Raw genomic sequence first — 22,167 nt, 5'->3', positions numbered from 1 at the left:
AGCTTGAGCAGGCGCCAGACTGAGGACGATCTATGACGGACAAAAATGACTTCGAAAATAGCTGGCAACCATCCCAACGGTATCCAGATCCCTCCGTTGTGACACTCGATCCTCGGTTTGATAAATACAAGCTGCCGTTGGCCGGCGTCGAACGATTGGCAACTGGTTGTCGCTGGTGTGAAGGGCCAGTGTGGTTCGGTGACGGGCGCTATCTGCTATGGAGTGATATTCCGAATAACCGGATCATGCGCTGGGACGAGGTTACCGGACAGTCATCGGCGTTTCGCCAGCCGTCGAATTTCGCCAATGGTCAGACCCGGGACAGGCAAGGTCGTCTGATAACGTGCGAGCACGGTGGACGACGGGTTACGCGTACAGAATATGATGGCTCAATCACTGTGCTGGCCGAGAGCTTTGACGGAAAGCGACTCAACTCGCCCAACGATGTGATCGTCAAATCCGACGGCAGTGTCTGGTTCACCGATCCACCGTTTGGCATCTCGGGCAACTATGAGGGTCATCGCGCCGAACCAGAGTTAGGCCAGAACGTATACCGAGTGGACCCCGACACCGGAAAACTGAAAGTCGTAGCCGATGACATTCTAGGGCCAAACGGCTTGGCCTTCAGCCCCGATGAGACCGTGCTTTACATTGTTGAATCGCGTGGTGAACCGTCTCGAAAGATACTGGCTTATGACGTGAACACGGATGGTGCCTCGATCCAGAACAAGCGTGTGCTAATCGATGCAGGTTCTGGCACGCCTGACGGGTTCCGCGTGGATGTGGACGGTAATCTCTGGTGCGGTTGGGGCATGGGTGATGCCGAACTGGACGGAGTGATGGTCTTTGCCCCTGATGGAACTCCCATAGGTCGCATCGCTTTGCCTGAACGATGTGCCAATCTCTGCTTTGGAGGCCGTGCCAACAGCCGGCTTTTTATGGCAGCAAGCCATTCTGTGTACGCCCTTTATGTCAACGTAGCTGGCATGACGGGAGGATGACACTACTCTCAGAAGTGCTTCTGCACGATTAGGAATAGCGGTTTACCTAATGGGCTCTCAAATCTCCTGGCTCGCTTTTTAAGCGACAACTTTGGGCTCAGTGCGGTCGCTCAGAAAAATTCAGTGAACGACCGGTGTGCGGACAAAGCTGATCTTGGCTGCCGCCCTGCAAAAGTCCAAGTTGTTGGTATTGCTCAGCGGTCCAAAAAGTCGGAGATTAAACGTGTGAAAAAATCAGGTCTCTCGGCATGTAGAGCGTGAGCGCAACCTGGCACAACTGCCAACAACGTATTGGGAATTGTTTCCCAAAGCATTTGAATTTGGCTCCACGGATATGTCCGATCTTGATCGCCCCAGAGCACAAGAGTTTCCTGCCGGATCCGGCTAAGGTTCTGCTCTCCTGACCAGGATTGCATGGCTTCAAGCCCAGCATTTATGGCGGCCAGTTTGGCTTTAGCAGCGATCCCAGCGCAGTGTTCATATCCTGTTGCAGCTTCACAATCCAGAAACCAAGTCGCTGCGATCCTACGTGCGGTGGCCGCCGGGCCGTCTTTCCCAGCGCGCCTTTTACTGTGCTCAATAGTCTCGAACCGCCCCGGCAAAACACCGACCGCGCCAGTCGCGTAAAGCACAAGTCGGTTAATCCTTTCACCGTCGCGCAAGGCAATTTCCTGAGCGATCATACCGCCCATGGAATGACCCAGCAGATGGTATTCCTCTACTCCAAGGCCGCGGAGGTGCCGGGCGACCCAATCCGCATATCCGCCAATACTGTCAATTGGTGGCAGATGGGCATTTGCTCCGAACCCGGGCAGGTCGACGGCAATCACATCAGCATGCTGCTGCAGTGTATCGCGACATCCATCCCATTGTGCGCTGCCTCCCATGAAACCATGGACAAGGACAAGGGGGGTCACTTTCGTTGACCTTGAACGATCCGGTCAAGGATCATCGCGCAGAAGAGAATGGCAAAGCCCGCGAGGATACCCTGGCCTACATTGGCGTATTGCAGCGCCTCCAGAACGTCTTCGCCCAGCCCTTTCGCGCCAATAAGCGAGGCCACCACGACCATGGCAAGTGACAGCATGATTGTCTGGTTGATGCCTGCGCGAATGGACGGGCTGGCAAGCGGCAGATCAACTTTGGTGAGAAGGTACCACTTGTTGGCGCCAAAACTGATCGCGGCTTCACGCACGCTTTCAGGAACACCACGCAGGCCCAAAACGGTAAGGCGTACCACGGGTGTCCCGCCGAAGATCATAGTGACAATAACTGCCGCTGGCTTGCCGACCCCGAAAAAGGCAATCACAGGCACCATGAAGACAAAGGCAGGCATGGTCTGCATGAAATCCATGATCGGTTGGATGACAGCGTAGAAGCGCGGACGACGCGCAGAAAACATGCCCAGAGGAATGCCAATCACGATGGAAAGCAGCGCCGCAGTGCCGAGAAGCGCCAAAGTGGTCATAGCTTTTTCCCAGAAACCGAGGAGACCCATGTAGGCCAGAAAGGCGCCAGACCATATAGCCATGCGCAAGCCAGCGGTAAGCCAGGTCAAAAGAATGATCAGCGCGGCCACCACGATCCAAGGGGTCTGAACTAACGCAACCTCCATGGCATCCAGCAACCAGCGAATGGCTGCGGTGAGCCCGTCAAAGAACGCCACACTGTTGGCGACGCACCAGGCGATAAAACCCTCTACGCTGTCAATACTGGCCAGGCGGATTGAGTTATCTGTCGGGAATTCGCTAAGAAATGAAAAACGGCCCGGGAAACTGTAGTGGACCATTGCAGTCGCGACCAACAGGATCATGAAACCCGCGCTGAAAACAATCTGGCTGACCGGCATGCCGGAGCGAATGGTGCGATCTGAGAGCCAGTCAGAAAAGCGGGCCTCCAGCGCCCAATTGGCGGCCACAGCCTGTATGAGCTTTGCTACAAGCAAGATGACGACACCGGTGAATGCAATCGATGGGCCTTGCGCAGCGAGCAAATCTGCCTCAGCGCGGAACCCTTCAATATTGGCCTCTAGACCTTCGATCTGGCGCTGGATGGCTGCGGCTCGATCCGAGCCGCTCTCTTGCGCGGCCGCGAGTTGCTGGTAGCGCAAATCGAGCGTACCTTCGATCGAGGTCACACGGGCCATCGCGTCTGCTCCCAGATCTCCGAACAAGCCCCGCGCGATCTGCACAAAGCCGATCGCTTCGACGACAAGAAAGGCCAATGCCCATGACCAAAGGCCGCGGGCGCCGAACCAGATCGGACCAAAAAGCCCGGCCATCGCGTTGAAGGTTGCCGTAAAGCGTGCGGACGCCCCGATCTTGTCGAAGTTGCGGATGTAGTAGTCGGGGCTGGTGCGCACAAAGGTGCGGATATTCTCTCGGCGTTCCTCGGCATAGGCCTGCGCGGCTTCGCTTTCTGTGTCTTCAAGGGGGTTCACACCAAGATCTTCGCTCATGACATTTCCGTCCCTTCAATCACGGTGCGCAACAGATCTGCGCGAGTGATGACACCTCTGTCCTCGCCGCCTTCGGACACCAGAACCGGCCGCTCGTCGTCGATGGCTCGTGTAATTAAAGCGGAAAGTGTCTCATTGTGGTCGACCCTGTCGATGTCAGCCGGCAGTGGGCCGTGCTTAGCGAGGTAGCTGTCCAAGGACTGCATCGCCGCATGAGCATGCACTACCTTCAGGCGCGATATCCCGGCCACGAAATCAGCAACGTAGTCATCAGCGGGATGCATGACAATGTCCTCCGCCGAGCCAATCTGCACCATCTTGCCGTCACGCATGATGGCAATCCGATCTCCTATACGGACGGCCTCATCCAGATCGTGAGTGATGAAGATCGTGGTCTTTTTGAGGATTTTGGACAGCCGGATGAACTCATCCTGCAACTGCCGCCGGATCAGGGGATCAAGTGCGGAGAAGGGCTCATCCATCAGTAGAACATCAGGGTTGGCCGCGAGCGCACGGGCAAGCCCCACACGTTGCTGCATGCCGCCAGAGAGTTCGTGAGCGAATTTCGACCCCCAAGCCCCCAATTCGACAATGTCGAGAATGGCGGCCGCCTGCCGCATGCGCTCGTTCTTGGCGACTTGGCGGATTTCCAGGGGCATTGCTACGTTATCAAGGACTGAACGGTGGGGCATCAGCGCAAAATTCTGGAAGACCATCCCGATTTTCCGGTTGCGGAAAGCCTGAAGTTCCTTTGTGCCGAGTGCCATGACGTCCGTGCCTTCGATCTCGATCTTGCCGGCCGTTGGTTCGAGCAGGCGATTGAAATGGCGCACGAGCGTGGATTTGCCGCTCCCTGATAGGCCCATGATACAGAAGATCTCACCGCGTTTGACGTCGAGGCTGACATCGGCCACACCCACCACCGCGTTGAATTCAGCAAGGACTTCAGCCTTGGTCAGCCCCCGCGCACGAATGGCTTCAAGAGCGGCCTCGGGTTTTGCCCCGAAGATTTTCCAGATGTTGGAAATTTCGATTACAGTCTCGTCGCTCATCCGCCCACCCGTACGTGCCTTCAAGTGGGGCGGCACCGCCAAGTGCCGCCCGTTGTTTTTTGGCCTGGCTCAGAGACCCAGCATCGCATCTACGCGCTCGGAATTGGCGTTAACCCATTCGGCCGCAACTTCTTCAGCATCGCGCCCATTGGCACTGATCTCGAAGGCCAGCGAGCTAACGTCATCGGCGGTCAGCGCGAAGTTGGCGAAGAATTCCGCAATCGCCGGCGAGCGATCCGCAAGCGAGTTGGACCAGGCGATCTGAACTTCCTTCAGAGCGTCCTTACTGGCTACCATCGACTTGTTGTACCAGTCAGGGTCGTCGGAGGGTTGCACCATCACGTATTTTTCAGGGTCATAAGTCGGTTCGGTCAGCATCACTACGTCAAACATGTACCAAACAGCATGCGGCTCATAGCAGTAGAAGGCATATCCTTCTTTTTTGGCAATACTGTCCTTGATGCGCGCGGTCTTCACAGCTTCCTCGGCGCGGATCGGATCGATGAAATCCAACAGGCCATAGTCGCGCACCTTCACCTCGTTGACATTGGCCGAGGCCCAGCCGGGCGCACCGATCCACATCTCACCCTTACCATTGCCATCGCTGTCCATCGCAGCCGCCACATCGGGGCGTCCAAGATCCGCGATGTCGGTGATGTTCATCTCTGCTGCAAAGTCTTTGGAGACGCAGAACCCCTGATTGCCCTGATATGGGTTCGATGACAACGTCACTGTGCCAGCACCATCAACATATTGCTTGGTAAACGCTTCCTGATTTGGCAGCCATACATCGGGGTGAACGTCGATATCGCCCTTACCCTGATCCATCGCTTGAAAGATCGTGGCATTGTTGCCGGGCACATATTCCACCGTGCCTCCAATGCGGGTGGTCACGATCTCACCCAAGACATGGGCAATGGCCTGTGCTCCGGTCCAAGTAGGAACACCGATCTTAACCTCTTCAGCGGCAAGTGGTGCGCCGAGAGCTGAAACCAAAGCCGCGCTGATCAAGTATTTTTTTAGTTTCATTTGATATCTCCTCGTTGGTTTGTTGTTTATTTTCAGGCCACGTAGCCAGGAAGTTCGAAAGTTTCGGGATAGCCAAACAGGGCTGCGCTTCCGCCGGTATGCAGAAAAACGACATTGTCCATACCATCGAAACAGCCTTTGCGGGTTTGGTCGATGAGCCCATCCAATCCTTTACCTGAATAGACCGGGTCGAACAAAAGTCCTTCGGTGCGGGCCAACAGCTTAAGCGCGTCAATCATCCCTTTGGTGGGAAGACCATATCCTGCACCGACGTAGTCGCAATTTGCGCGTACATTTTCGCGCGCAATGGGCGTACCCGTCTCCATATACTCGACAGTACGTACGGCCAGATCATGGACCATGCCTTCCTGTTTGTCTTGTGGGGCACGCACGCCGATGCCCAAAAGGTGAATGTCACTTTCCAGTGCGGCAAGACCGGCGACCAATCCGGCTTGTGTGCCCGAGCTGCCGGTCGCATGTACCAACGCGTCAATTTTCAACCCGGCATGGGCGGCCTGTTCGTTTAACTCGCGCGCGCAATTCACGTAGCCCAAAGCCCCGATCGGGTTCGATCCACCGCCGGGAATGATGTAAGGGTTTTTGCCTTCTGTCTTCATCTGCGCGGCGCAGGCTTCCATCTCTGCGTTCATGTCCGCACCACCGGGACGCTTGGAGACACTGGCGCCATGCAAACGATCCAACAGGACATTTCCATTCAGAATATAGTTCGGATCATTAGAACCCGTGCGATCCTCAAGCAGGATATGGCACGCAAGGCCAAGTTTTGCGGCCGCCGCTGCTGTCTGGCGCGCGTGATTGGATTGCGTCGCCCCCTGCGTGATGATGGTATCTGCACCTTTCTGGACAGCGTCAGCCATCAGAAATTCCAGCTTACGAGTCTTGTTCCCACCCGACGAGAGGCCGGTGCAATCATCCCTTTTGACCCATAAACGTGGACCACCCAAAACCTCACTCAGGCGATCCATCGGCTCCAAAGGCGTAGGAAGATGACCAAGCGATACCCGGGGAAATTTCGCCAGTGTCAGCGATAGCTCCTTGCACAAGCTCAAAACCATCTCCGGCGCGATCATCTTGTCACCGCCGGTCATCTGAATTGTCTCCGCCACCACACTCTCCCTGCGTTTGCCAACAGCCAAACACTTTCAAAAGAAAAAGAAGAAAAACAGTGCATATTGCGCAGGCTGCTCATACATTTTCTTTGGGTACTCGGGAGTTGCGGATGAATATGCTGTGGTTTGACGATGTTCTGGCCCTTCTGGAAGAGCGGAACATGACACGGGCCGCGGCCCGCAGAAACATCACACAACCAGCGTTCTCAAGGCGTATTCGCAGTTTTGAGGAGTGGCTGGGGATTGAAGTTCTCGATCGCAAATCGAACCGGGTCGAGATCAGTCCAGCACTGGCCTCTAACGAGGCCGAAATCCGCTCTTTGATCGCAAGGCTAAATGACCTGCGCACAAAAATTGCGCAACATGACCCCACCGTTTCGATTGTGACGATCGCCGCGACACACGCATCGGTCGTCTCCACCTTCCCTGATATGGCATTGCGTGCACGTGCCACGTTCAAGGGGCTCCGTTTTCGCCTCAGGACTGCCAATCTGAACGATTGCGTCACTCTGTTCCTGCGCGGCGATACCAACATGCTGCTATGCTACGAGGCGCAAACCGTCGCCCCAATGCCGTTCGGAGCAGGCATACGTCGCGGCACTTGGGGTCACGACTACCTTATTCCGGTCATCGGTGGCGGATTGCGGTATGCAGTGCGCGGAAACGGCGACGTGCCTTTGGATACGCCAGCGATCGTCTATCCCGAAAACAGCTATTTCGGCGAAGCATTGAACAAGAGCAAACTCCCGTTCGGAACCGCCGATTTAAGCAAAAACCCCGTTTGCCAGACGGCCTTTTCAAGTGGAGCAAAGGAAATGATCCTGAATGGTCTCGGTGTTGGTTGGCTGCCGTTCAGTATGGTGCACAAGGAAATTGAAAGCGGCGAGCTGATCTCCCTACGCAACCAACTGGGCCAGGAAAAGCTCGACGTGGTGGTCTATGCCCATCACCAGACCAAGATAGCGGAAACGTTACTTGATTTATGGACAAACAGGCCGTTTTCAAAGTCTTGAGCCGATAAAACGCCAATCAGCGCCAAAGACCATAGCCATCTGTCGGCACCAAACATTGACCTCTGAAAGCTGTGTGAAATTGCCGCGCTTCTCGCGGTATCCTATCCCACAGTCGTCCGGATTTCGTAAATTTTCAATGATCGCTTTGGGCTCGGTGCAGACGTTCGGTAGAAGTCAGTGAATGTCTGGTACGCGGAACAGTAAGGTTTTTGAACGTGGCAAGGGGTAAAAAGCCTTTGCTTCGGGTATTCAGTTTTCTTGGTTTTACATTTCTGAGGTTTCGCTAGCTTCGCGTGGAGTGGCGTGAATCTATGTTTATCAACTTTACCAGTTACCTATTGAGGTAACCCTGCTTTTAACCAACCTTCACGCCAATTGTTTGCACAAGATGGAACAGTAAATATTGGTAACTGAGTCTGCGCTGAGGTTACGGTCAGCCCTGGGCGCAACGCCTGAAGATTCGCAACCGCCTCGCGAGCCGCATCATCATCAGTGAGGTGTCCCAGAGCGGCAATCAGCATGAGATGAGTCATTACGAAGCTTGAACGCACAGATAAGGCATCTCGGCAAGCCTTAACCGATTCCTCGTAGCGCCCAAGATGAAAGAGTGCGCTTGCCTGAGCAATGTAAGCAGCATGGCGCAACGGATCGTGCGGGCTCAGGTCGACAGACTGAATCGCGTGACTTAGTGCCTCCTCCGGCCGATCAAGAAGAAAAAGGTTGATGGATGCCAGCATGTGAACTGTTGCTGCGTTTGGGTTTTGCTCGAGAGCTTGTTTGAAAGCAACCCGCGCGCGTGGCAAGTCCCGCGCCAGCATTGAGATCGAATGCGCAGCATACGCCAGCGCGATCCCGTCTGCACGATCGCTCAACAGTACCCGCTCGGCTGCCTTTACGGCCTCTTTCGGGCCTTCGCCAATAGGCTCAAGCCCTTGAACCATTCGTTGAATATGTAACCAAGCCAACAACCCTGATGCGGACGCATAGTCTGGGTCACGACCCAATGCGAGGGTCGTCAATCGTATGGCCTCTCGGTTGTCTTTATCCGTTAAAAGATGGAAATGCGACTGCGCTCGAAGGTAAAGTTCATAAGCTTCCAAATTATCCGTAGGTTTCGCTCGCGCACGGTTGGTTTCGGCGTGCCTTAGAGATGGCTCTATCGCCGTTACAACCTCTAATGTGACTTTGTCTTGAAGGTCGAAAATATCATCAAGCACGCCGTCGAAGCGATCTGCCCAGAGATGACTGCCGTCTTCCGCATCAATCAACTGTCCTGTAATGCGGACGCGTTGACCTGCTCGTCTGACTGAACCCTCGAGAACATAGCGCACTCCCAGTATGCGACCGACTTCGCGGATATCCGTGCTTTTACCTTTGAAGGTGAAGGACGAATTTCGGGCCACAACCATCAGCCATCGGAAACGAGACAACTCTGTGATGATGTCTTCGGTGATGCCGTCTGCAAAGAACTCCTGTTCGGGATCCCCAGACATATTGTCGAATGGAAGCACTGCAATCCCAGGTCTGACATCTGTCATTTGTGACAGATTGGCTGAAGTGCCCTTGGGCCAACACCAGACACCGATACGACGTGTGATATTTTTGAGTTCTGTCTGCTCGCCGCCTTCGAATTTGGAAGCGTCGCCTCGGTCAAGGCTGTTGTGAGACGTGTCCGATATCAAAACCTGATCCGGCTCGGCCATAGCTTCGAGACGAGCAGCGACATTTATTCCATCACCAAAAATATCATCACCTTCGGTGACAACCTCGCCGGTATGGACGCCAATTCGAAGCTTGATACTGTCTGGTTTCTGCGCCAACTGTATTGCAATGGCGCAATCTGCAGCGTCTGACGTGGACTTAAACTCGGCGATCCAACCATCGCCCAAGCTTTTGATCATTGTCCCTCCATGGGCCTTTAGCAGCAATTGGAGCGTTTCTTCACGGAATGATCTGAGCGCACTAATCGTACCTTCACGGTCACGATCCATCAGTGCTGAGTAGCCGACAATATCAGCTGCAAGCACAGTGGTTAGCCGTCTGTCCATTAGTTGCCTCCCGTTTCTGGGAACTTAACGTGACACTCATGTTCTGTCAGCCCAACAAGGTCACCTTCGGGCTCGAAGCAGACATTCGCTACACTCGGCATGAGCAACCGTTTTGCGGGACATTGCTGTAATCCGCATTTTTTCTCCAAAGGACCGCAGTCAGCCCAAAGCGGACATTCGTAACAGGACTTTGTAATTTCCGGGACCGGATTTAGGTGCGCTGAAAGCGCTGCATTCCCATCATTGATTTCATTGAAGAAAATCTTAAAATCCTGCCCATAACTCTGTGCGGTGTTTGCGAATAGCTATGCACGATTTTCCCTTAAGTTTACATGCTACAGAGAACCCATCGAACAAACAGGCTCTCAGGCTTTAATACGGTGCCCAATTCCAGTTTACTCCCAATATCCAGCAGACGAGCGCCACGTTTTAGCTTCCGCGTCCCAAACACTGGCCGTAACGCAAGGCGTTGGGTTTATTCCGTCGCAATTGGATCCATGAATATCTGCCACCACAACGCGTTGGCGCCCAAAATCAACGACCGCCCAACCTTGATTGAGCAAGGAATGCACCTCTTCACCAACCCAAAAATGCGACATGCATCCGCCAGTTCCGCAATAAAGAGATGCGGCGCTTGAACACGAGAAACCAGACTCATTCAGAACCCAGTCGCGTCGTAGATCTCCGTCGAGATCGACCCTCTCAACCGCACCCCAGTCTAAGTCAAACTGACCGTTGTTGAACTCCGCGCAGGCCTGTGCCGCCAGATCAACCGTCACCTGCAAACCGGGCGGAAGTTGCGATAAATCAGCCGCGACAGCTGGTGAGTTCCATACTAGACCAGAGACCAGCACAAACCTGGAAACTAGACCTTTCAATTGACGCACTACTTGGGAAGGTGTTTGGAAGGCAGCATCAATTGCACTGATCATATCTGTAGTCCCCGTATTCCAGCCAGTTTACCGAGCCTTCGCTAAAAATCAGAAACTCGGACCTGTCTTCCCCAAGTAGGGCTACGACAAATCCGGCCGGCGGCTCAGAGTTTCCGAAGTAACTGTAGGCCGTCATTGCTCTGATTGAATCACCGTTGACTGTTACTCGCGCGTCCCAGTCTCCCTCAGGGTTGTCCAAAATCACGGGTTCGATCACGCGTTTTATCGCCCCGCCACCACAATAGACGATACCTTCAGGTGCTTCGTAGGAGGCCTCTTGGCTATCATCCGAGCTGCACGCAGAACGAAGGGATCGAATTGCCGCGCTGGAACCTTTCAAGTCAAAGATTCCATAGCTGATATCTTGATCAATCATGGACAGATTAACCGATGCATTTGCTGCAAGCTGGTCCAGCACAAAATCATAATCCTGCCGATTATTGAAACTGATCTCGACTGGATAGTTGTCGACGATCTGCAAGGCAGCGTTTTCTGCGCCAACCTGAAATCCCCCAACTTCGGTGGTGCCGTTCTTCAAAAAACGAATGGAAAGCCCTTGCTTCTGCACAATGTCCTGGCTGTCCTCGTATCCGGCCGGAGCAAAGCGGATACGGTTACACTGAAGTTCCATCGTCATGTTTCCGGTTTGAATAAATGCATTGGGATTAGGCCCAGTGTTGTACGACCACTCCGCCGATGCTGAGGTCGCCATTGCCATCATCAACGCTCCAATGGCGATCGCTTTGAACCTCATTTTTTCTCTCCATGGTGTTACGTTTCGTGCAGTCATTCAGCAAAGATTCCAGCCAATTGCCCCGGCAACCAGGTCAGGAAACAAGTTCGCCGTATTCGTTTGCGCCTTCTTCCGAAGGGCGCGTCAACCACCAGATCATCAGAATGGACAGAACCAATTGAAGAATTGAGACAACAACAATACCGGTCACGCCCAGGACGGCCGCAGGTCCTCGCAATGCATCGGGGTTTTCTGTCCCTTGCTCCAACACCGAGAAGAACGCCACCCCACCCAGCATAACAAAAAGCGTTGTAATGCTGAGCGCCATCGGCAGCAGCAAATACCAGCCAGGTCGTCCTGTATCATGCAGCCTCCGCCAACCGACGGCCAGCATGGGTATGAGAACGGCCAGTTGGAAAACAGAGGACAGAACCCGAGATCCCTGCCCCGTTTCAGGGTTGGTCCCGAATATGATCGTATCCAGCACAGCTAAACCAGCACTCACGAGAACCACAAACAAGAAGAACCACCAGTATTCTGAGCGAATAGCCCGACCGGAGAACTGGAAGTATTTCGAGAAACACGTTTTAACGGCTTCACCAAATCCCATTTTTCACTCCTTTGTTGACTTTCTGTACGCCGAAAAACGTTTCGCCGCTCAGAAGAACTCACGCGCGCTTATTGATGCGCCCACTAACCTTTTTGTTTGAGGACAGACGCCTATCGTACGAGAGCGTAAAGAAGTTTACGCGCGGAAAAAATGTTGATTTATTAAAAATTAGATTCAAACATGTGAATTTGACACAACTTTCATTTTACCTCCGTTGTTGTCGTTGTTGCCCGATGTCTCGGGCCCTTCCGACTGCTAGAGTGAGTGCTGGCGGTCGGAAGGCACTTTACACTGATTGAGCCTTGGGAGGACGCGATGCCCAGACTTAACGTACTCGCCCTCTCTCCAAAGCTAGCTCTAGCTCTTGCCATCGACATCATTCGACCATCACGCGTTATTGGCGACCCTAGTAGTGAACGAAATGTCGTTCCACCGACCAAGCCCCCCGCGGCAAGTTTTAGGAAAGGCAGTCACACGATCGAGGTATGTTTTATTTGGCTGCCCAGACGCGAGAGCTTCAAACAAGTAGATCCAATTTCACAAAATTTTTAGGGAACCAGAGGGAGAAGAAAATGACCAACAAGATGGTGATGATTGCGGGCGCAACTTGTTTCGCACTGCTTGCGGCCTGCGACGATACGGGTACATCAAGCGCGTCCGCCGAACTCACGCCGGCTCAGCAAGCGTGTTTGCGAGATGTAGCCAGCACAACAAACAATTCACAAGTCGTGGTGCTCTCTTCCGCGTTTAGCGAGGCGGGAACACAGGTCACAGTCGGCGTTGGCGAGGATCGCGCTCCTTGGAACTGCATTGCTTACAGTGATGGCACGACAGCTGGTATCGAGTTCCTGGGTGACGAAGGCGCATTGTAACCTGTTCGCTGTGTATCTCGAAAGCACCAGTCGTGATCAAACTCGAATATCGGCAAGCTCAGACATTCAAACCTCGTAATAGGATTGGGTTTTAACATTCTGAATCATGCAAAGGTTGTAGAAAATGCCTGTGGCCAACTCGGTTGTACTTGCGATTATTTGCACTTTTGTGGCCATTGTTTCGGTTCCAAAATACAGCATTGCACAAACCTGGGACATAGCATTACAGCACTCTGTCAGCGGCGTAACGGTGTATGATGCGGACTGTCGCCCATCGAACCGCTTTCTGGTATGCTGTCTCAGTTCTGAGACATTCTATTTGCGACGAAGCTTCCAGCGCAGCTTTCACTTCGCGCTCGGATATCGCCTCCAGCATTCGACGTTTCTCATCGCTGGCCGTTTTCTTGCGGGCAGCCTCTCTCCCGCGCGATACGCTCCGCTTCGAGGTCGTCTCTCTGACGCTCCAGGGCGCGCAGCTGCAACCAAGAGTGCCAGAGTGTTGAATTGTGTTCTTGGACAGCGTGGCGCCGTACTCCGGCAACTGTGTCGTCGCTTCCGCTTTCTTGCAGTCTGCGGCGCGACCTGGCAGATCTGCGCGGCCCGACATGATCTTGTCTTGCCAGGCCTTGCGGAGCATTGCCTGTCTTGGCCATCTCGGCATACGAACGAAGATCAACCCGCGCTGGAGAGCCAATCTTGCGCAGGGCCGCGTTGGTCCGCTTTTCCCATTCTCCACGGATACGCTTGATTTCTCCGGGGCCTGAAGTTCTGTCGTCAAGAACACGCGTTTTCTCACCAAAATCGCCCGCGATCCTATCAACCTTCCGCGTCGTCATCAGGATGTGGGCGTGGAAATTCAGATTGGTCTTCGATGGATCGAAGAGCCTCTGCTCGTAGTCTTCTCGCGTCAGTTCGAGTTTGCCCGCGCTGTGCCGTTTCTCTTCCTCAGGGCACAAGAAACGCGGCGCGTGAATGTCGGCTTGAACGGCAACGCCGTATTCATCGCGAAGCCAGAGGCAGAAGCCGCGGACAAGCCGGACCTGCTCGGGAAGCGGTAGCTCGCGGGGCAGGGATGGGCGCAGTTCGCGGATGACTCTTGCATTCTTTCGGCGTTCCGAACGCTCAGCAGCGTTCCAGAGCTCCTCGGCGTTTCCTGTCCAGTTGATCAATTCATGAGACAGGAGGCCACCCTTTCTGCCCGACGAAAACCGTCGTCCAACCCGCGCATCCCGGAAGGTGGTGCGCGCGGTGTAGGCGGCGGATTTGACGGCGGAGCGACCGTCGGCACGAGAATGCAGGATGACTTCGAGTCTGCTGGCGGGGTGTATCATATAAAGGACATCGGGCCCCAACCCGATCTCCGCACAAAAAAGCCCGCGGCAGGCGCGCAGGCAAACCCCAAGTTTGCGTAACTGCGCGCATTGCCCAGCGGGCATGCGGACGGCCGCTCACGAGGAGGCCTGGCGAAGCCACATTTTCCCGCCCGGGTAGCGAAGCCGGGATCCAGGCCGCATTTCCTGTTCGACCACCTCAATCAAGGGAGAACGAAATGGCGGATCTGGATCAACAAATCGCGCAAATGCGCGCGAGGCTCAGGGACCTTCAAGCCCGGGCGAGCAAGCAACGGCGTCGCGATGAAACGCGAAAAAAAATTATCTACGGTGCCGCCATTCTGGCTCTCATTGAAGCGCTCGAAGACGGCAAGAAGAAAACCGAAGCCATGGAAAAGTTGCATGCGAAGATTTCGCGAAGGAGCGACAGAGATTTCCTGGGGTTGTGCAACGTCACAGAAGACATTTACGACAACGCAACCGAATGAGGCTCAATCCACACGGGAACGAAATATGAACAAATTTGTGGAAAGCTGGCTGGTCTGTTGTTATCACTTGCCTGGACCAAGCTGAAATACCCAGATATAGTGTTCAAAAATGAGGTGCGACCAGGATGAGCCAAGGCTTCACATTTATTGATCTTTTCGCCGGAATCGGTGGTTTGCGTCAAGCCATGGAGAGTATTGGTGGGCACTGCGTGTTCACCAGCGAATGGGACAAGTTCTCTAAGCAAACTTACGAAGCCAACTACCGTGACAATCGACCGATAGCCGGCGACATTCGCGAAGTTGCCGCTGAAGATATCCCGTCGCACAATGTGCTCTGCGCAGGGTTTCCCTGCCAGCCGTTTTCTTTGGCAGGTGTCTCCAAAAAGAACTCACTTGGTAGAGAGCATGGGTTTCGATGTGAAACTCAGGGGACCCTGTTCTTCGATGTCGTCAGGATCCTGGAGCATCATCACCCTGATGCATTCATGCTCGAGAACGTCAAAAATCTAACGAGCCACGACAAGGGCAAGACCTTTGAAGTGATCATCGGATCCTTGCGAGAACTCGGTTATTCAGTGAAAGCGCAGGTAATCGACGCACAACATTTTGTTCCTCAGCACCGCCAGAGGATCGTTATCGTCGGCTTCAAGGAAGATACTGGGTTTACATTTGAAGATCTTCAACTGAAGCCCAAGGGTAGTGTCAAATTGGGGTCCATACTCCACCCTCAGGATGGAACAGAAGTCAGTGAGCCCCCCTACACTGAGGGCCCTGACGCCTTGGTGAATCCCAAATACACGCTATCCGATCATTTATGGGGATACCTGCAGAACTACGCTGCTAAGCATAAAGCCGCAGGCAATGGGTTCGGATTTGGTCTGGTTGGTCCTGATGACGTTTCCCGAACACTTTCGGCTCGGTACCACAAAGACGGCTCCGAGATACTGATTGATCAGGGCGACGATAAGAACCCTCGACGCCTAACGCCGCGCGAATGCGCCCGTCTCATGGGGTATTCTGACGAATTCAGAATTCCAGTATCCGACACCCAAGCGTATCGACAGTTCGGGAACAGCGTAGCAGTACCCGTTTTCAAAGAAGTCGCTCGGATTATGGCGCCTCACCTTGCGCACGTAATGGACAACCGTCCAAAGGAGGCAATCTCTGTCTGATGTTCATGACCAAGAGACGCGCAGCCGCAACATGGCGGCAATTCGCAGCAAGAACACACGGCCAGAACTTCTAATCCGCCGCGGGCTTCATGCTCGCGGTTTTCGGTTTCGCCTTCATGATCGGACTTTACCCGGGACCCCTGATATCATCTTTCGCCGATACAGGGCGCTGATTGATGTTAGAGGATGCTTCTTCCACGGTCATGACTGTGAGCTTTTCCGGTTGCCGCGCACGCGGCGAGAGTTCTGGAAAAACAAAATCGCCACGAATAGAGAGCGCGATTTCGAAACGGCAGCCGAACTTGAGAAGATAGGTTGGAGAGTCGCGATAGTTTGGGAGTGTGCCATCCGCGGCTCCAAGAAAATCGAGCAAGAAACTGTTATTGACTCTCTCTCCCAATGGTTGTCCTCTGACGAAAAATCATTTGAAATCAGAGGCGTCGATTCATGTTCTCCTCCCTGAGGAACCTAATTAAAGCAATGCAGGATGCAGGGGCAAAGCGGATATACGCAAAACGCCTTGCTCCCAATGACAACTCAAAAAATCAGCTATATCTCGGCGGCGGCTTTGACGCGCTCAACATCATACCGCATGGTGATATCGAAACTGATTTTTCCAAGAAGGCAGGTTCCATTCGGCGTCGCGACAAAGCGCCTGTGAATTTTTACTGGATTGATAGCCAAGGAACAGCAAGGGCGCCACATGCCCAGCTAATTCTCTATCCAAAATATCCAGAAGTTAGAATGTCCGGCTTCCTGAGGAATGCCAGCCAAGCCCCGAAGGGGCTCATGACTTCCCGCGATGAAGGACGAGTAATGTTTTTCGGAGTCTCGCCCGACGGTCGTGTATTTGGTTACGTAGATTCTGCCGACTCTGAAATAGTCACCGAGTTGGACAATCAGGGAGAATTTCCTTCTGAAGGTGTGTTCTCGAACATCACAAGACTGATGACCACTGACAGTCGTGATCCTCGAGAGATCCTGCTCTCAACACTTGGCAAAATTCACCGAAAAGGTTGGATCCCCGGGCAACGAATGCACTCTGATGGATCAACCCGGGCATATTCAGCGCAAAATGGTGGCGGATATACGCTCGAAGCTGAGTTAGGGATCATCCCAAACGGAATCGCTGAGCCCGATTTCCTCGGATGGGAAATCAAGCAGTATTCCGTTCGGGATTTCGTGAATTTTCGGGCGACGTCCCCGGTCACGCTAATGACTCCTGAACCAACTTCAGGAGTGTACACCGAGAACTTCGCAGTGTTCATGGAAGACTTTGGTTATGACGATACTAAGGGTCGACCGGGGCGTCGGAACTTTGGCGGTATCTACAGAAACCGAGCCCATGCACATGCTCGCACATCTGTTCGAATGATTATTGAAGGATACGACCCAGACAAGGGCAAAATTGAAGACATGGGCGGTAGCATATTGTTGATCGCCCCGGACGATCGCGTTGCCGCAGGCTGGGAATTCAAAAATCTGCTGAACCACTGGAATCGGAAGCATGCACAGGCCGCGTACCTTCCTTCTCAATCCTCCGGCAACCCACGGCAGTATCGCTACGCCGACAGAGTGCAGCTTGGCCAAGGCACTGATTTCTTTAGGTTTATGAAACTTCTAAACCAAGGCAGTGTTTATCTTGATCCCGCTGTGAAGGTCGAGAATGGGAAGCAAAAAAAGAGAAACCAGTTTCGAGTGAACCACACAGATCTTCCTGATCTCTATCAATCATTCGAGACGCTTCAACTTGCATCGTAGTTCCGCAAGGACTCACTTCAGAAAGTGCTTTCACCAAGTGGTCCCACCGCTCTCTGTCGCATCAGAAAACCACAGGAAACCTGTATGCCAATCCAAATCAATTCGTGTGAATCTGCTGAGTGCGATCTGAATGAATGGTCGTTAGGCGACCCAGTAGCGCCTCAACTGATTGACGCGCTCGCGTACCTCTACCTTCGACAAGAGAGAAACGCTCAAAACGTCATTGATGCGCTCGAACCGAAGCGCAGGTCACCTCCGGGAAGGGTCGCGGAGAATGTAATCCGTAAACTCACAGCACCTGATCCAAAATACACAAAGATAATTGAAGACGGCTCCCAAGAAGAGAAAGAGAAAGCTGAAAAGATGGCCAGAAAGGAAGTCGAGCGACGTGACGGACTACTTTTTCAGCACCTATCGTGGATTGCTGCGCGCTTGAGCATACCAAATGGTACTCAAACGCCTCCGCATGTCAGAAGCGCTGATAAAGGGTTCGATGGCTTCATCATCGAGATGAGTGAAGAAAACGACGCGCTCGAAAGAATAGTCTTGTGTGAGGACAAAGCGTCCATCGCACCAAGGACGCTCATCACGAGTAGTGTCTGGAAGGAGATCAAATCAATCCGCGCCGGAGAACGAGACGATGAGATTCTCGCCGACCTGACGACGTTGGTAGGCCGTGTCGCCGGTGAAGATCAGGACCGGGCCGAAGCTATTGTGGACGATGCTCTTTGGGAAGAAGTCCGCCAATTCCGCGTCTCGGTAGCGACCGGCGAGAACATCCGGCGCCATGGTAGCTTTGAACATGTCCTAACCGGGTTTCAGGACGTTGCTCCCGGTGGCATCGAATCCAGAACGGGTAGCATCCTACCGTTTGAAGATGTCCGTATTGGCCTAAGTGAGCTGGCGGCCGCGGTCATCAACCGAGTGCACGATATCACCAAGGAAGCCGGAGAAGGACATGTTTGACGCGAGTTCCAGAAGGCTCTTGAAGGAAGCCCCAGAACTTCCCGGCCTTAATCCCGAAATCCTTGACGAGCTGCTAACCGAGGCACACGTCGTCCTGGCAACTGCCCGAGTTCAAGCTCGGGAGGGCGAGGATTTGGTTGCGACCCTTGATCGTGTTCGACGCCTTGCCGCAACTTTCGAGGCTTACGTCGCGTTGGGCCTCCAACCAGAACAAACTCGAGCTTCCGCGTTTGTTGCAGCCAGCGCTCACCAGATCATTGCGCAAGCATTTGAACGTAGACAAGATCTTCCAACGCTTCTTACGAGTGATGCAATTGATGCAACAATATCCAGCACTCTTTTGTTTTTGATTGCGGAAAGGACTGCAGATGCTGCGGAAGCAGCGAGGCAGCTCAGGGCGAAAGGAGAAGAAAGCGCGATTCGAAGGTCACTCATACTATCGGTACGCGAGTTTGCACGCAGTGAACTCAACAAGCTTGTTGATCGTGATTTGAATGCCGACCGGATCATCACGGACGACAGCCGGGAAACCGCCACAGATTTGCTCTATCGGGAATGCTCTCGTGCGCTTCAAATGCTTGCCAATGAAGCCCTTGGAGGAGCGCATGCAGGGGAGGTAGATGATGCCGCCGTTCCAAACCTCCTCGATCAAGTTATTGAGCTTTCAATAAGTACCGATGAAGCAACGCCGGAAGTGCTGACAGGGCCCTTGCATATGCAGTTTGCAGGGCCTCACCACCTTGCGAAGTTGATGTCACGCCTTGTTGGTAGTGTTCGTGCCTCCATGCTCGTGCGAACCCCTGTTCCTAAGGGTGCCAACAGCAATGAATGGACGGAATGGTTGGCAACCCAAAGCCGGAGCCGACCGTTCCTTTGGTCAAACCACCAAAATGCCATTTCAACCGGGTATCTGGATTGCGGGCAATCCATGGTTATGACATCGCCAACCGGTTCTGGCAAAACCACCCTTTCGGTACTTAAAATCGCCGCTACTCGGTGCGCGAGCAAAAGCGTTGTATACCTTGCTCCGACCCATGCCCTTTGCGACCAAGTTGAAACAGATTTGTCCGACGAAGTTGGGTACTTGGATCCAAAGAGCGTAGAGGATCTGGAGCTATTGGAACTCGGCGAGAGGTTACCTCCTCTTTCGGTCATGACACCAGAACGATGCCTTGCGCTACTTGGTGCAGCTCCTGAGCTTTTTGAAAACGTTGGATTGCTCGTATTCGACGAATTCCATTTGATTGGTGCATCACAGGCCGAAAAGCTCACTTCAGCCGATGGCAGATCGATAGACGCGATGCTCGCCCTGATGACGTTTCTTGTGCGGCGCCCTGATGCGGACCTTCTGCTCCTTTCCGCGATGGTTTCTAACGGAGAGCAGATAAAAGAATGGCTGATCAGTATCACCGGTAGAGAGGTGGAGGCGTTCAACGATCCCTGGAAGCCCACACGTCAACTTCGTTCATGCGCGATCTACGACAGCAAAGAGATTTTCGAGTCAGCGACCACGGCAATGAAAGAAGGAAGCAAGTTCGTTCCTGCTCGTCCCTATGGTCTGTTTTCGCTGATTGCTGGATGGCACCCACAACGACCCGAAAAGTTGGCAATTCGACCACTGTCTGAAGCGACGCCCCCTTTGACATTGAACAAGCGAAACGATTTGACTTCAAATCGCAACATCGTGGCTGCTCAGATCGCAGCAGATTTTGCTGGCATTGGCAAAAGGGTAATAGTTTTTTGCCAGGATACACGAGGATGCGGCAGTATTGCTGATAGTGTAGACAGCCTTCTCGAACCAGCAGATACCTCGCTTGATGACCATCAATCTGCCCTTATGGAAGCAATTCTCGCAGATGTCGGATCTGTTGAGGCAGCTTTTCTTCCTGCCGGCCGTCGAGCAGCTGTCCACAACGGCGATTTGCTTCCCACTGAACGACATCTCGTTGAAAGTGTATTTCGAGCTCATGGGCGCGCTGCCAGCGCGGCTTTGTGTCTCAACGTAATCGCCGCGACGTCCACTATCGCGCAAGGTTTGAACCTACCGTGCGATGTCGTGATCCTTGCTGGAACGGACAGAAGCGTCGAAGATGATCCGGATGGAAATCCACGCAAGGATCTAAAGCCGCATGAAATCCTGAATGCTCTCGGGCGAGCCGGGCGCGCAGCCTATGCAGCGACTGGCATCGCAGTAGTGATTCCCGCAAAAGTCATAGCTGTTGACTTGACTGATGTGAACTTCGCGTCGGAACAGGCGCCGCTGCCAGTAGTTTTTTCGGACCAAGATGCTTGCGATGTGGTCCATGACCCGGTTGCCCTTCTGCTTGATCATATCGAAACCGACGTTGAAACGGACCCTCGAACTCAAGCAATGATCCGAAGACTACGTGCGGTCACCGAAGATGGAACGACCGGATTTGACGCTGTAGCCAAGTCTTCGCTTGGCTATTATGTTCGCAAGACCGATAGCAAAGTTGCTGCTGATGCGTGGCTGGAGGCTCGCAGGCAGGCGCTTGAAGCGGCGGCCTATCGTCTAACAGATCCGCCAGTAACCGATTGGCAACATGAGATGGCCGTCAGGAACGGAGTGCCGCCTGCACTTGTCGAGCATCTACACATGTCCGCGCCCAACGCCCCTTTGACCGCGACTAAAACTTCTGAATGGATTTCTTGGCTTCTTGATACAACCGTACAGAGCTCCCAAGACCTTTTGCTCTTAATTAGACCGAACTCTTTAGACACAGTTTTTGGCCGAGCGTGGAAAGACCATCCCGATCCAGACGCCGCAGTCGGGCCAGTGATCGGAGCTATCAAAACGATGGTAGAAATGTGGTGTTCTGGGAAATCACTCGTTGATATTCAGACGTTCATACATGGATTTGTAATCGCAAACGAAATCAAGAAGAAACGACCCGCTCCCAACTCCAGCACCGCCCAACGCGCGCGGCGGTTTGCCATTCGCATTCTTCCGGATATCGGCTTCGTCTGTAGCTTACTCGGACAGGTTTTTGAGCGTCGCGAACTTGAAGACGGCACTGCGCCACCAGAGATAGTCCCGATGCTTCAGCGCTTGGTGAAAGTGGGTGACCATGACCGCCACCACTCAATTCTTCGCCATGAAACTGGATCGAAGTCCCGCGTGCTATCATTTCACGAGTGCGAGCAGATGAGGGAAAACTTTTCAGCAGGGCCAATGGACCCCATCGAAGTGGTTCAGTCGGAAGTTCGTACAGGGATTGCGATGAGAGCCTTTGCAGACATTGATGATGCCGACCCATCCTGACCACAAAGGAAAATCAAACACTATACAGGTGCGAGACATTTTCCATGTGAATTACATATCGTGAGCGGAGCATATTGTGGGGCAAATTGTGGAGCAAACAGCCCCTTTCCCAATCAACCAAGCAGAGGAAGTCTACATTTAACTGTTATAAAACAGATTGTTAGATAAAACGCGTCTCGGAAAAAATGGTGCCCGGGGGCGGAATCGAACCACCGACACGAGGATTTTCAATCCACTGCTCTACCCCTGAGCTACCCGGGCACGGGAACGGCTGCTGCCGTTGGGTGG

General features: G+C 53.4%; 19 protein-coding genes and 1 tRNA gene. 9 read left to right on the top strand and 11 right to left on the bottom strand.

Annotated features, from left to right (window positions below; translation table 11 throughout):
* Positions 1 to 32: 32 nt before the first annotated feature.
* Positions 33 to 1,001 carry an SMP-30/gluconolactonase/LRE family protein gene (locus ABWV79_RS08890; protein WP_170356590.1) on the top strand — a complete coding sequence of 323 codons (969 nt, stop codon included), beginning with the start codon at positions 33 to 35 and terminating at the stop codon, positions 999 to 1,001.
* A 194-nt stretch (positions 1,002 to 1,195) separates the two neighbouring features.
* Here ABWV79_RS08890 and ABWV79_RS08885 read toward each other — a convergent pair whose 3' ends face one another.
* The 5 genes from ABWV79_RS08885 to cuyA form a co-directional block, all read right to left on the bottom strand.
* A complete protein-coding gene (locus ABWV79_RS08885) occupies positions 1,196 to 1,918 on the bottom strand; it encodes an alpha/beta fold hydrolase (protein WP_170356589.1) in 723 nt (240 codons plus the stop codon).
* The gene (locus tag ABWV79_RS08880) at positions 1,915 to 3,459 is read right to left on the bottom strand and encodes an ABC transporter permease subunit (protein WP_170356588.1); all 1,545 of its coding nucleotides are present in this window, start codon (positions 3,457 to 3,459) and stop codon (positions 1,915 to 1,917) included. The genes ABWV79_RS08885 and ABWV79_RS08880 overlap by 4 nt, the downstream gene beginning before the upstream one ends.
* Positions 3,456 to 4,511 (bottom strand): quaternary amine ABC transporter ATP-binding protein, encoded by a 1,056-nt coding sequence (locus ABWV79_RS08875; protein WP_353391719.1) that lies wholly within the window; start codon positions 4,509 to 4,511, stop codon positions 3,456 to 3,458. Before ABWV79_RS08875 ends, ABWV79_RS08880 begins: the two co-directional genes overlap by 4 nt.
* Before the next feature lie 69 nt (positions 4,512 to 4,580).
* Positions 4,581 to 5,540, bottom strand: a complete 960-nt coding sequence (locus tag ABWV79_RS08870; RefSeq protein ID WP_353391446.1) for an ABC transporter substrate-binding protein — start codon at positions 5,538 to 5,540, stop codon at positions 4,581 to 4,583.
* A gap of 32 nt (positions 5,541 to 5,572) precedes the next feature.
* The gene (gene cuyA, locus ABWV79_RS08865) at positions 5,573 to 6,586 is read right to left on the bottom strand and encodes a D-cysteate sulfo-lyase (protein WP_502949857.1); all 1,014 of its coding nucleotides are present in this window, start codon (positions 6,584 to 6,586) and stop codon (positions 5,573 to 5,575) included.
* 194 nt (positions 6,587 to 6,780) lie between these two features.
* On the opposite strand from cuyA, the gene ABWV79_RS08860 reads away from it, so the two are divergent.
* Positions 6,781 to 7,683 carry a LysR family transcriptional regulator gene (locus ABWV79_RS08860; RefSeq protein ID WP_353391717.1) on the top strand — a complete coding sequence of 301 codons (903 nt, stop codon included), beginning with the start codon at positions 6,781 to 6,783 and terminating at the stop codon, positions 7,681 to 7,683.
* A 335-nt stretch (positions 7,684 to 8,018) separates the two neighbouring features.
* Here the strand turns inward: ABWV79_RS08860 and ABWV79_RS08855 are convergent, their stop codons facing one another.
* The 4 genes from ABWV79_RS08855 to ABWV79_RS08840 all read right to left on the bottom strand — a co-directional run bounded on the left by ABWV79_RS08855 (position 8,019) and on the right by ABWV79_RS08840 (position 12,006).
* Positions 8,019 to 9,731, bottom strand: a complete 1,713-nt coding sequence (locus tag ABWV79_RS08855; RefSeq protein ID WP_353391445.1) for an adenylate/guanylate cyclase domain-containing protein — start codon at positions 9,729 to 9,731, stop codon at positions 8,019 to 8,021.
* A 395-nt stretch (positions 9,732 to 10,126) separates the two neighbouring features.
* Positions 10,127 to 10,663, bottom strand: coding sequence for a hypothetical protein (locus ABWV79_RS08850; RefSeq protein ID WP_353391444.1), 537 nt, complete (start codon positions 10,661 to 10,663; stop codon positions 10,127 to 10,129).
* The gene (locus ABWV79_RS08845; RefSeq protein WP_353391442.1) at positions 10,647 to 11,417 is read right to left on the bottom strand and encodes a hypothetical protein; all 771 of its coding nucleotides are present in this window, start codon (positions 11,415 to 11,417) and stop codon (positions 10,647 to 10,649) included. Before ABWV79_RS08845 ends, ABWV79_RS08850 begins: the two co-directional genes overlap by 17 nt.
* A 73-nt stretch (positions 11,418 to 11,490) precedes the next feature.
* Positions 11,491 to 12,006, bottom strand: coding sequence for a DUF805 domain-containing protein (locus tag ABWV79_RS08840; protein ID WP_170356931.1), 516 nt, complete (start codon positions 12,004 to 12,006; stop codon positions 11,491 to 11,493).
* Between the two features lie 572 nt (positions 12,007 to 12,578).
* Here ABWV79_RS08840 and ABWV79_RS08835 point away from each other — a divergent pair.
* Positions 12,579 to 12,878: a hypothetical protein gene (locus ABWV79_RS08835; protein ID WP_353391441.1), complete on the top strand. Its 300-nt coding sequence runs from the start codon at positions 12,579 to 12,581 to the stop codon at positions 12,876 to 12,878.
* A gap of 386 nt (positions 12,879 to 13,264) precedes the next feature.
* Here ABWV79_RS08835 and ABWV79_RS08830 read toward each other — a convergent pair whose 3' ends face one another.
* Positions 13,265 to 14,314, bottom strand: a complete 1,050-nt coding sequence (locus tag ABWV79_RS08830; protein ID WP_353391439.1) for a MobA/MobL family protein — start codon at positions 14,312 to 14,314, stop codon at positions 13,265 to 13,267.
* A gap of 113 nt (positions 14,315 to 14,427) precedes the next feature.
* Here ABWV79_RS08830 and ABWV79_RS08825 point away from each other — a divergent pair, with 113 nt between their 5' ends.
* The 6 genes from ABWV79_RS08825 to ABWV79_RS08800 all read left to right on the top strand — a co-directional run bounded on the left by ABWV79_RS08825 (position 14,428) and on the right by ABWV79_RS08800 (position 21,879).
* On the top strand, positions 14,428 to 14,697 hold the full coding sequence (locus ABWV79_RS08825; protein ID WP_353391438.1) for a hypothetical protein: 270 nt from the start codon (positions 14,428 to 14,430) through the stop codon (positions 14,695 to 14,697).
* 125 nt (positions 14,698 to 14,822) lie between these two features.
* Entirely contained in the window at positions 14,823 to 15,869 is a 1,047-nt protein-coding gene (dcm, locus tag ABWV79_RS08820) for a DNA (cytosine-5-)-methyltransferase (RefSeq protein ID WP_299666749.1), read from the top strand.
* 31 nt (positions 15,870 to 15,900) lie between these two features.
* Complete coding sequence (locus ABWV79_RS08815) at positions 15,901 to 16,332, top strand: very short patch repair endonuclease (protein ID WP_353391436.1); 432 nt, start codon at positions 15,901 to 15,903, stop codon at positions 16,330 to 16,332.
* Positions 16,317 to 17,630, top strand: a complete 1,314-nt coding sequence (locus ABWV79_RS08810) for an MvaI/BcnI family restriction endonuclease (protein WP_353391434.1) — start codon at positions 16,317 to 16,319, stop codon at positions 17,628 to 17,630. The genes ABWV79_RS08815 and ABWV79_RS08810 overlap by 16 nt, the downstream gene beginning before the upstream one ends.
* Before the next feature lie 84 nt (positions 17,631 to 17,714).
* Entirely contained in the window at positions 17,715 to 18,596 is an 882-nt protein-coding gene (locus ABWV79_RS08805; protein WP_353391432.1) for a hypothetical protein, read from the top strand.
* A complete protein-coding gene (locus ABWV79_RS08800; RefSeq protein WP_353391430.1) occupies positions 18,589 to 21,879 on the top strand; it encodes a DEAD/DEAH box helicase in 3,291 nt (1,096 codons plus the stop codon). Before ABWV79_RS08805 ends, ABWV79_RS08800 begins: the two co-directional genes overlap by 8 nt.
* A gap of 186 nt (positions 21,880 to 22,065) precedes the next feature.
* Here ABWV79_RS08800 and ABWV79_RS08795 read toward each other — a convergent pair.
* A tRNA-Phe gene (locus tag ABWV79_RS08795) sits at positions 22,066 to 22,140 on the bottom strand.
* Between the last annotated feature and the right edge of the window lie 27 nt (positions 22,141 to 22,167).

It is taken from the genome of Ruegeria sp. HU-ET01832, from assembly GCF_040371315.1.
In the GTDB taxonomy this organism is placed as follows: Bacteria; Pseudomonadota; Alphaproteobacteria; order Rhodobacterales; family Rhodobacteraceae; genus Ruegeria; species Ruegeria lacuscaerulensis_A.
The sequence above is the reverse complement of the archived record's forward strand: the minus strand, read 5'-3'. Positions and strand labels throughout refer to the sequence as shown.

What these genes read in the sequence shown, in the direction of transcription:
- dcm (WP_299666749.1), top strand. Translation starts at nt 14,823, where the DNA reads ATGAGCCAAGGCTTCACATTTATTGATCTTTTCGCCGGAATCGGTGGT.
- ABWV79_RS08830 (WP_353391439.1), bottom strand. Translation starts at nt 14,314, where the DNA reads ATGCCCGCTGGGCAATGCGCGCAGTTACGCAAACTTGGGGTTTGCCTG.
- ABWV79_RS08850 (WP_353391444.1), bottom strand. Translation starts at nt 10,663, where the DNA reads ATGATCAGTGCAATTGATGCTGCCTTCCAAACACCTTCCCAAGTAGTG.
- ABWV79_RS08890 (WP_170356590.1), top strand. Translation starts at nt 33, where the DNA reads ATGACGGACAAAAATGACTTCGAAAATAGCTGGCAACCATCCCAACGG.
- ABWV79_RS08810 (WP_353391434.1), top strand. Translation starts at nt 16,317, where the DNA reads ATGTTCTCCTCCCTGAGGAACCTAATTAAAGCAATGCAGGATGCAGGG.
- ABWV79_RS08840 (WP_170356931.1), bottom strand. Translation starts at nt 12,006, where the DNA reads ATGGGATTTGGTGAAGCCGTTAAAACGTGTTTCTCGAAATACTTCCAG.
- ABWV79_RS08870 (WP_353391446.1), bottom strand. Translation starts at nt 5,540, where the DNA reads ATGAAACTAAAAAAATACTTGATCAGCGCGGCTTTGGTTTCAGCTCTC.
- ABWV79_RS08800 (WP_353391430.1), top strand. Translation starts at nt 18,589, where the DNA reads ATGTTTGACGCGAGTTCCAGAAGGCTCTTGAAGGAAGCCCCAGAACTT.
- ABWV79_RS08825 (WP_353391438.1), top strand. Translation starts at nt 14,428, where the DNA reads ATGGCGGATCTGGATCAACAAATCGCGCAAATGCGCGCGAGGCTCAGG.
- ABWV79_RS08875 (WP_353391719.1), bottom strand. Translation starts at nt 4,511, where the DNA reads ATGAGCGACGAGACTGTAATCGAAATTTCCAACATCTGGAAAATCTTC.
- ABWV79_RS08815 (WP_353391436.1), top strand. Translation starts at nt 15,901, where the DNA reads ATGGCGGCAATTCGCAGCAAGAACACACGGCCAGAACTTCTAATCCGC.
- ABWV79_RS08845 (WP_353391442.1), bottom strand. Translation starts at nt 11,417, where the DNA reads ATGAGGTTCAAAGCGATCGCCATTGGAGCGTTGATGATGGCAATGGCG.
- ABWV79_RS08860 (WP_353391717.1), top strand. Translation starts at nt 6,781, where the DNA reads ATGAATATGCTGTGGTTTGACGATGTTCTGGCCCTTCTGGAAGAGCGG.
- ABWV79_RS08835 (WP_353391441.1), top strand. Translation starts at nt 12,579, where the DNA reads ATGACCAACAAGATGGTGATGATTGCGGGCGCAACTTGTTTCGCACTG.
- ABWV79_RS08880 (WP_170356588.1), bottom strand. Translation starts at nt 3,459, where the DNA reads ATGAGCGAAGATCTTGGTGTGAACCCCCTTGAAGACACAGAAAGCGAA.
- ABWV79_RS08855 (WP_353391445.1), bottom strand. Translation starts at nt 9,731, where the DNA reads ATGGACAGACGGCTAACCACTGTGCTTGCAGCTGATATTGTCGGCTAC.
- ABWV79_RS08805 (WP_353391432.1), top strand. Translation starts at nt 17,715, where the DNA reads ATGCCAATCCAAATCAATTCGTGTGAATCTGCTGAGTGCGATCTGAAT.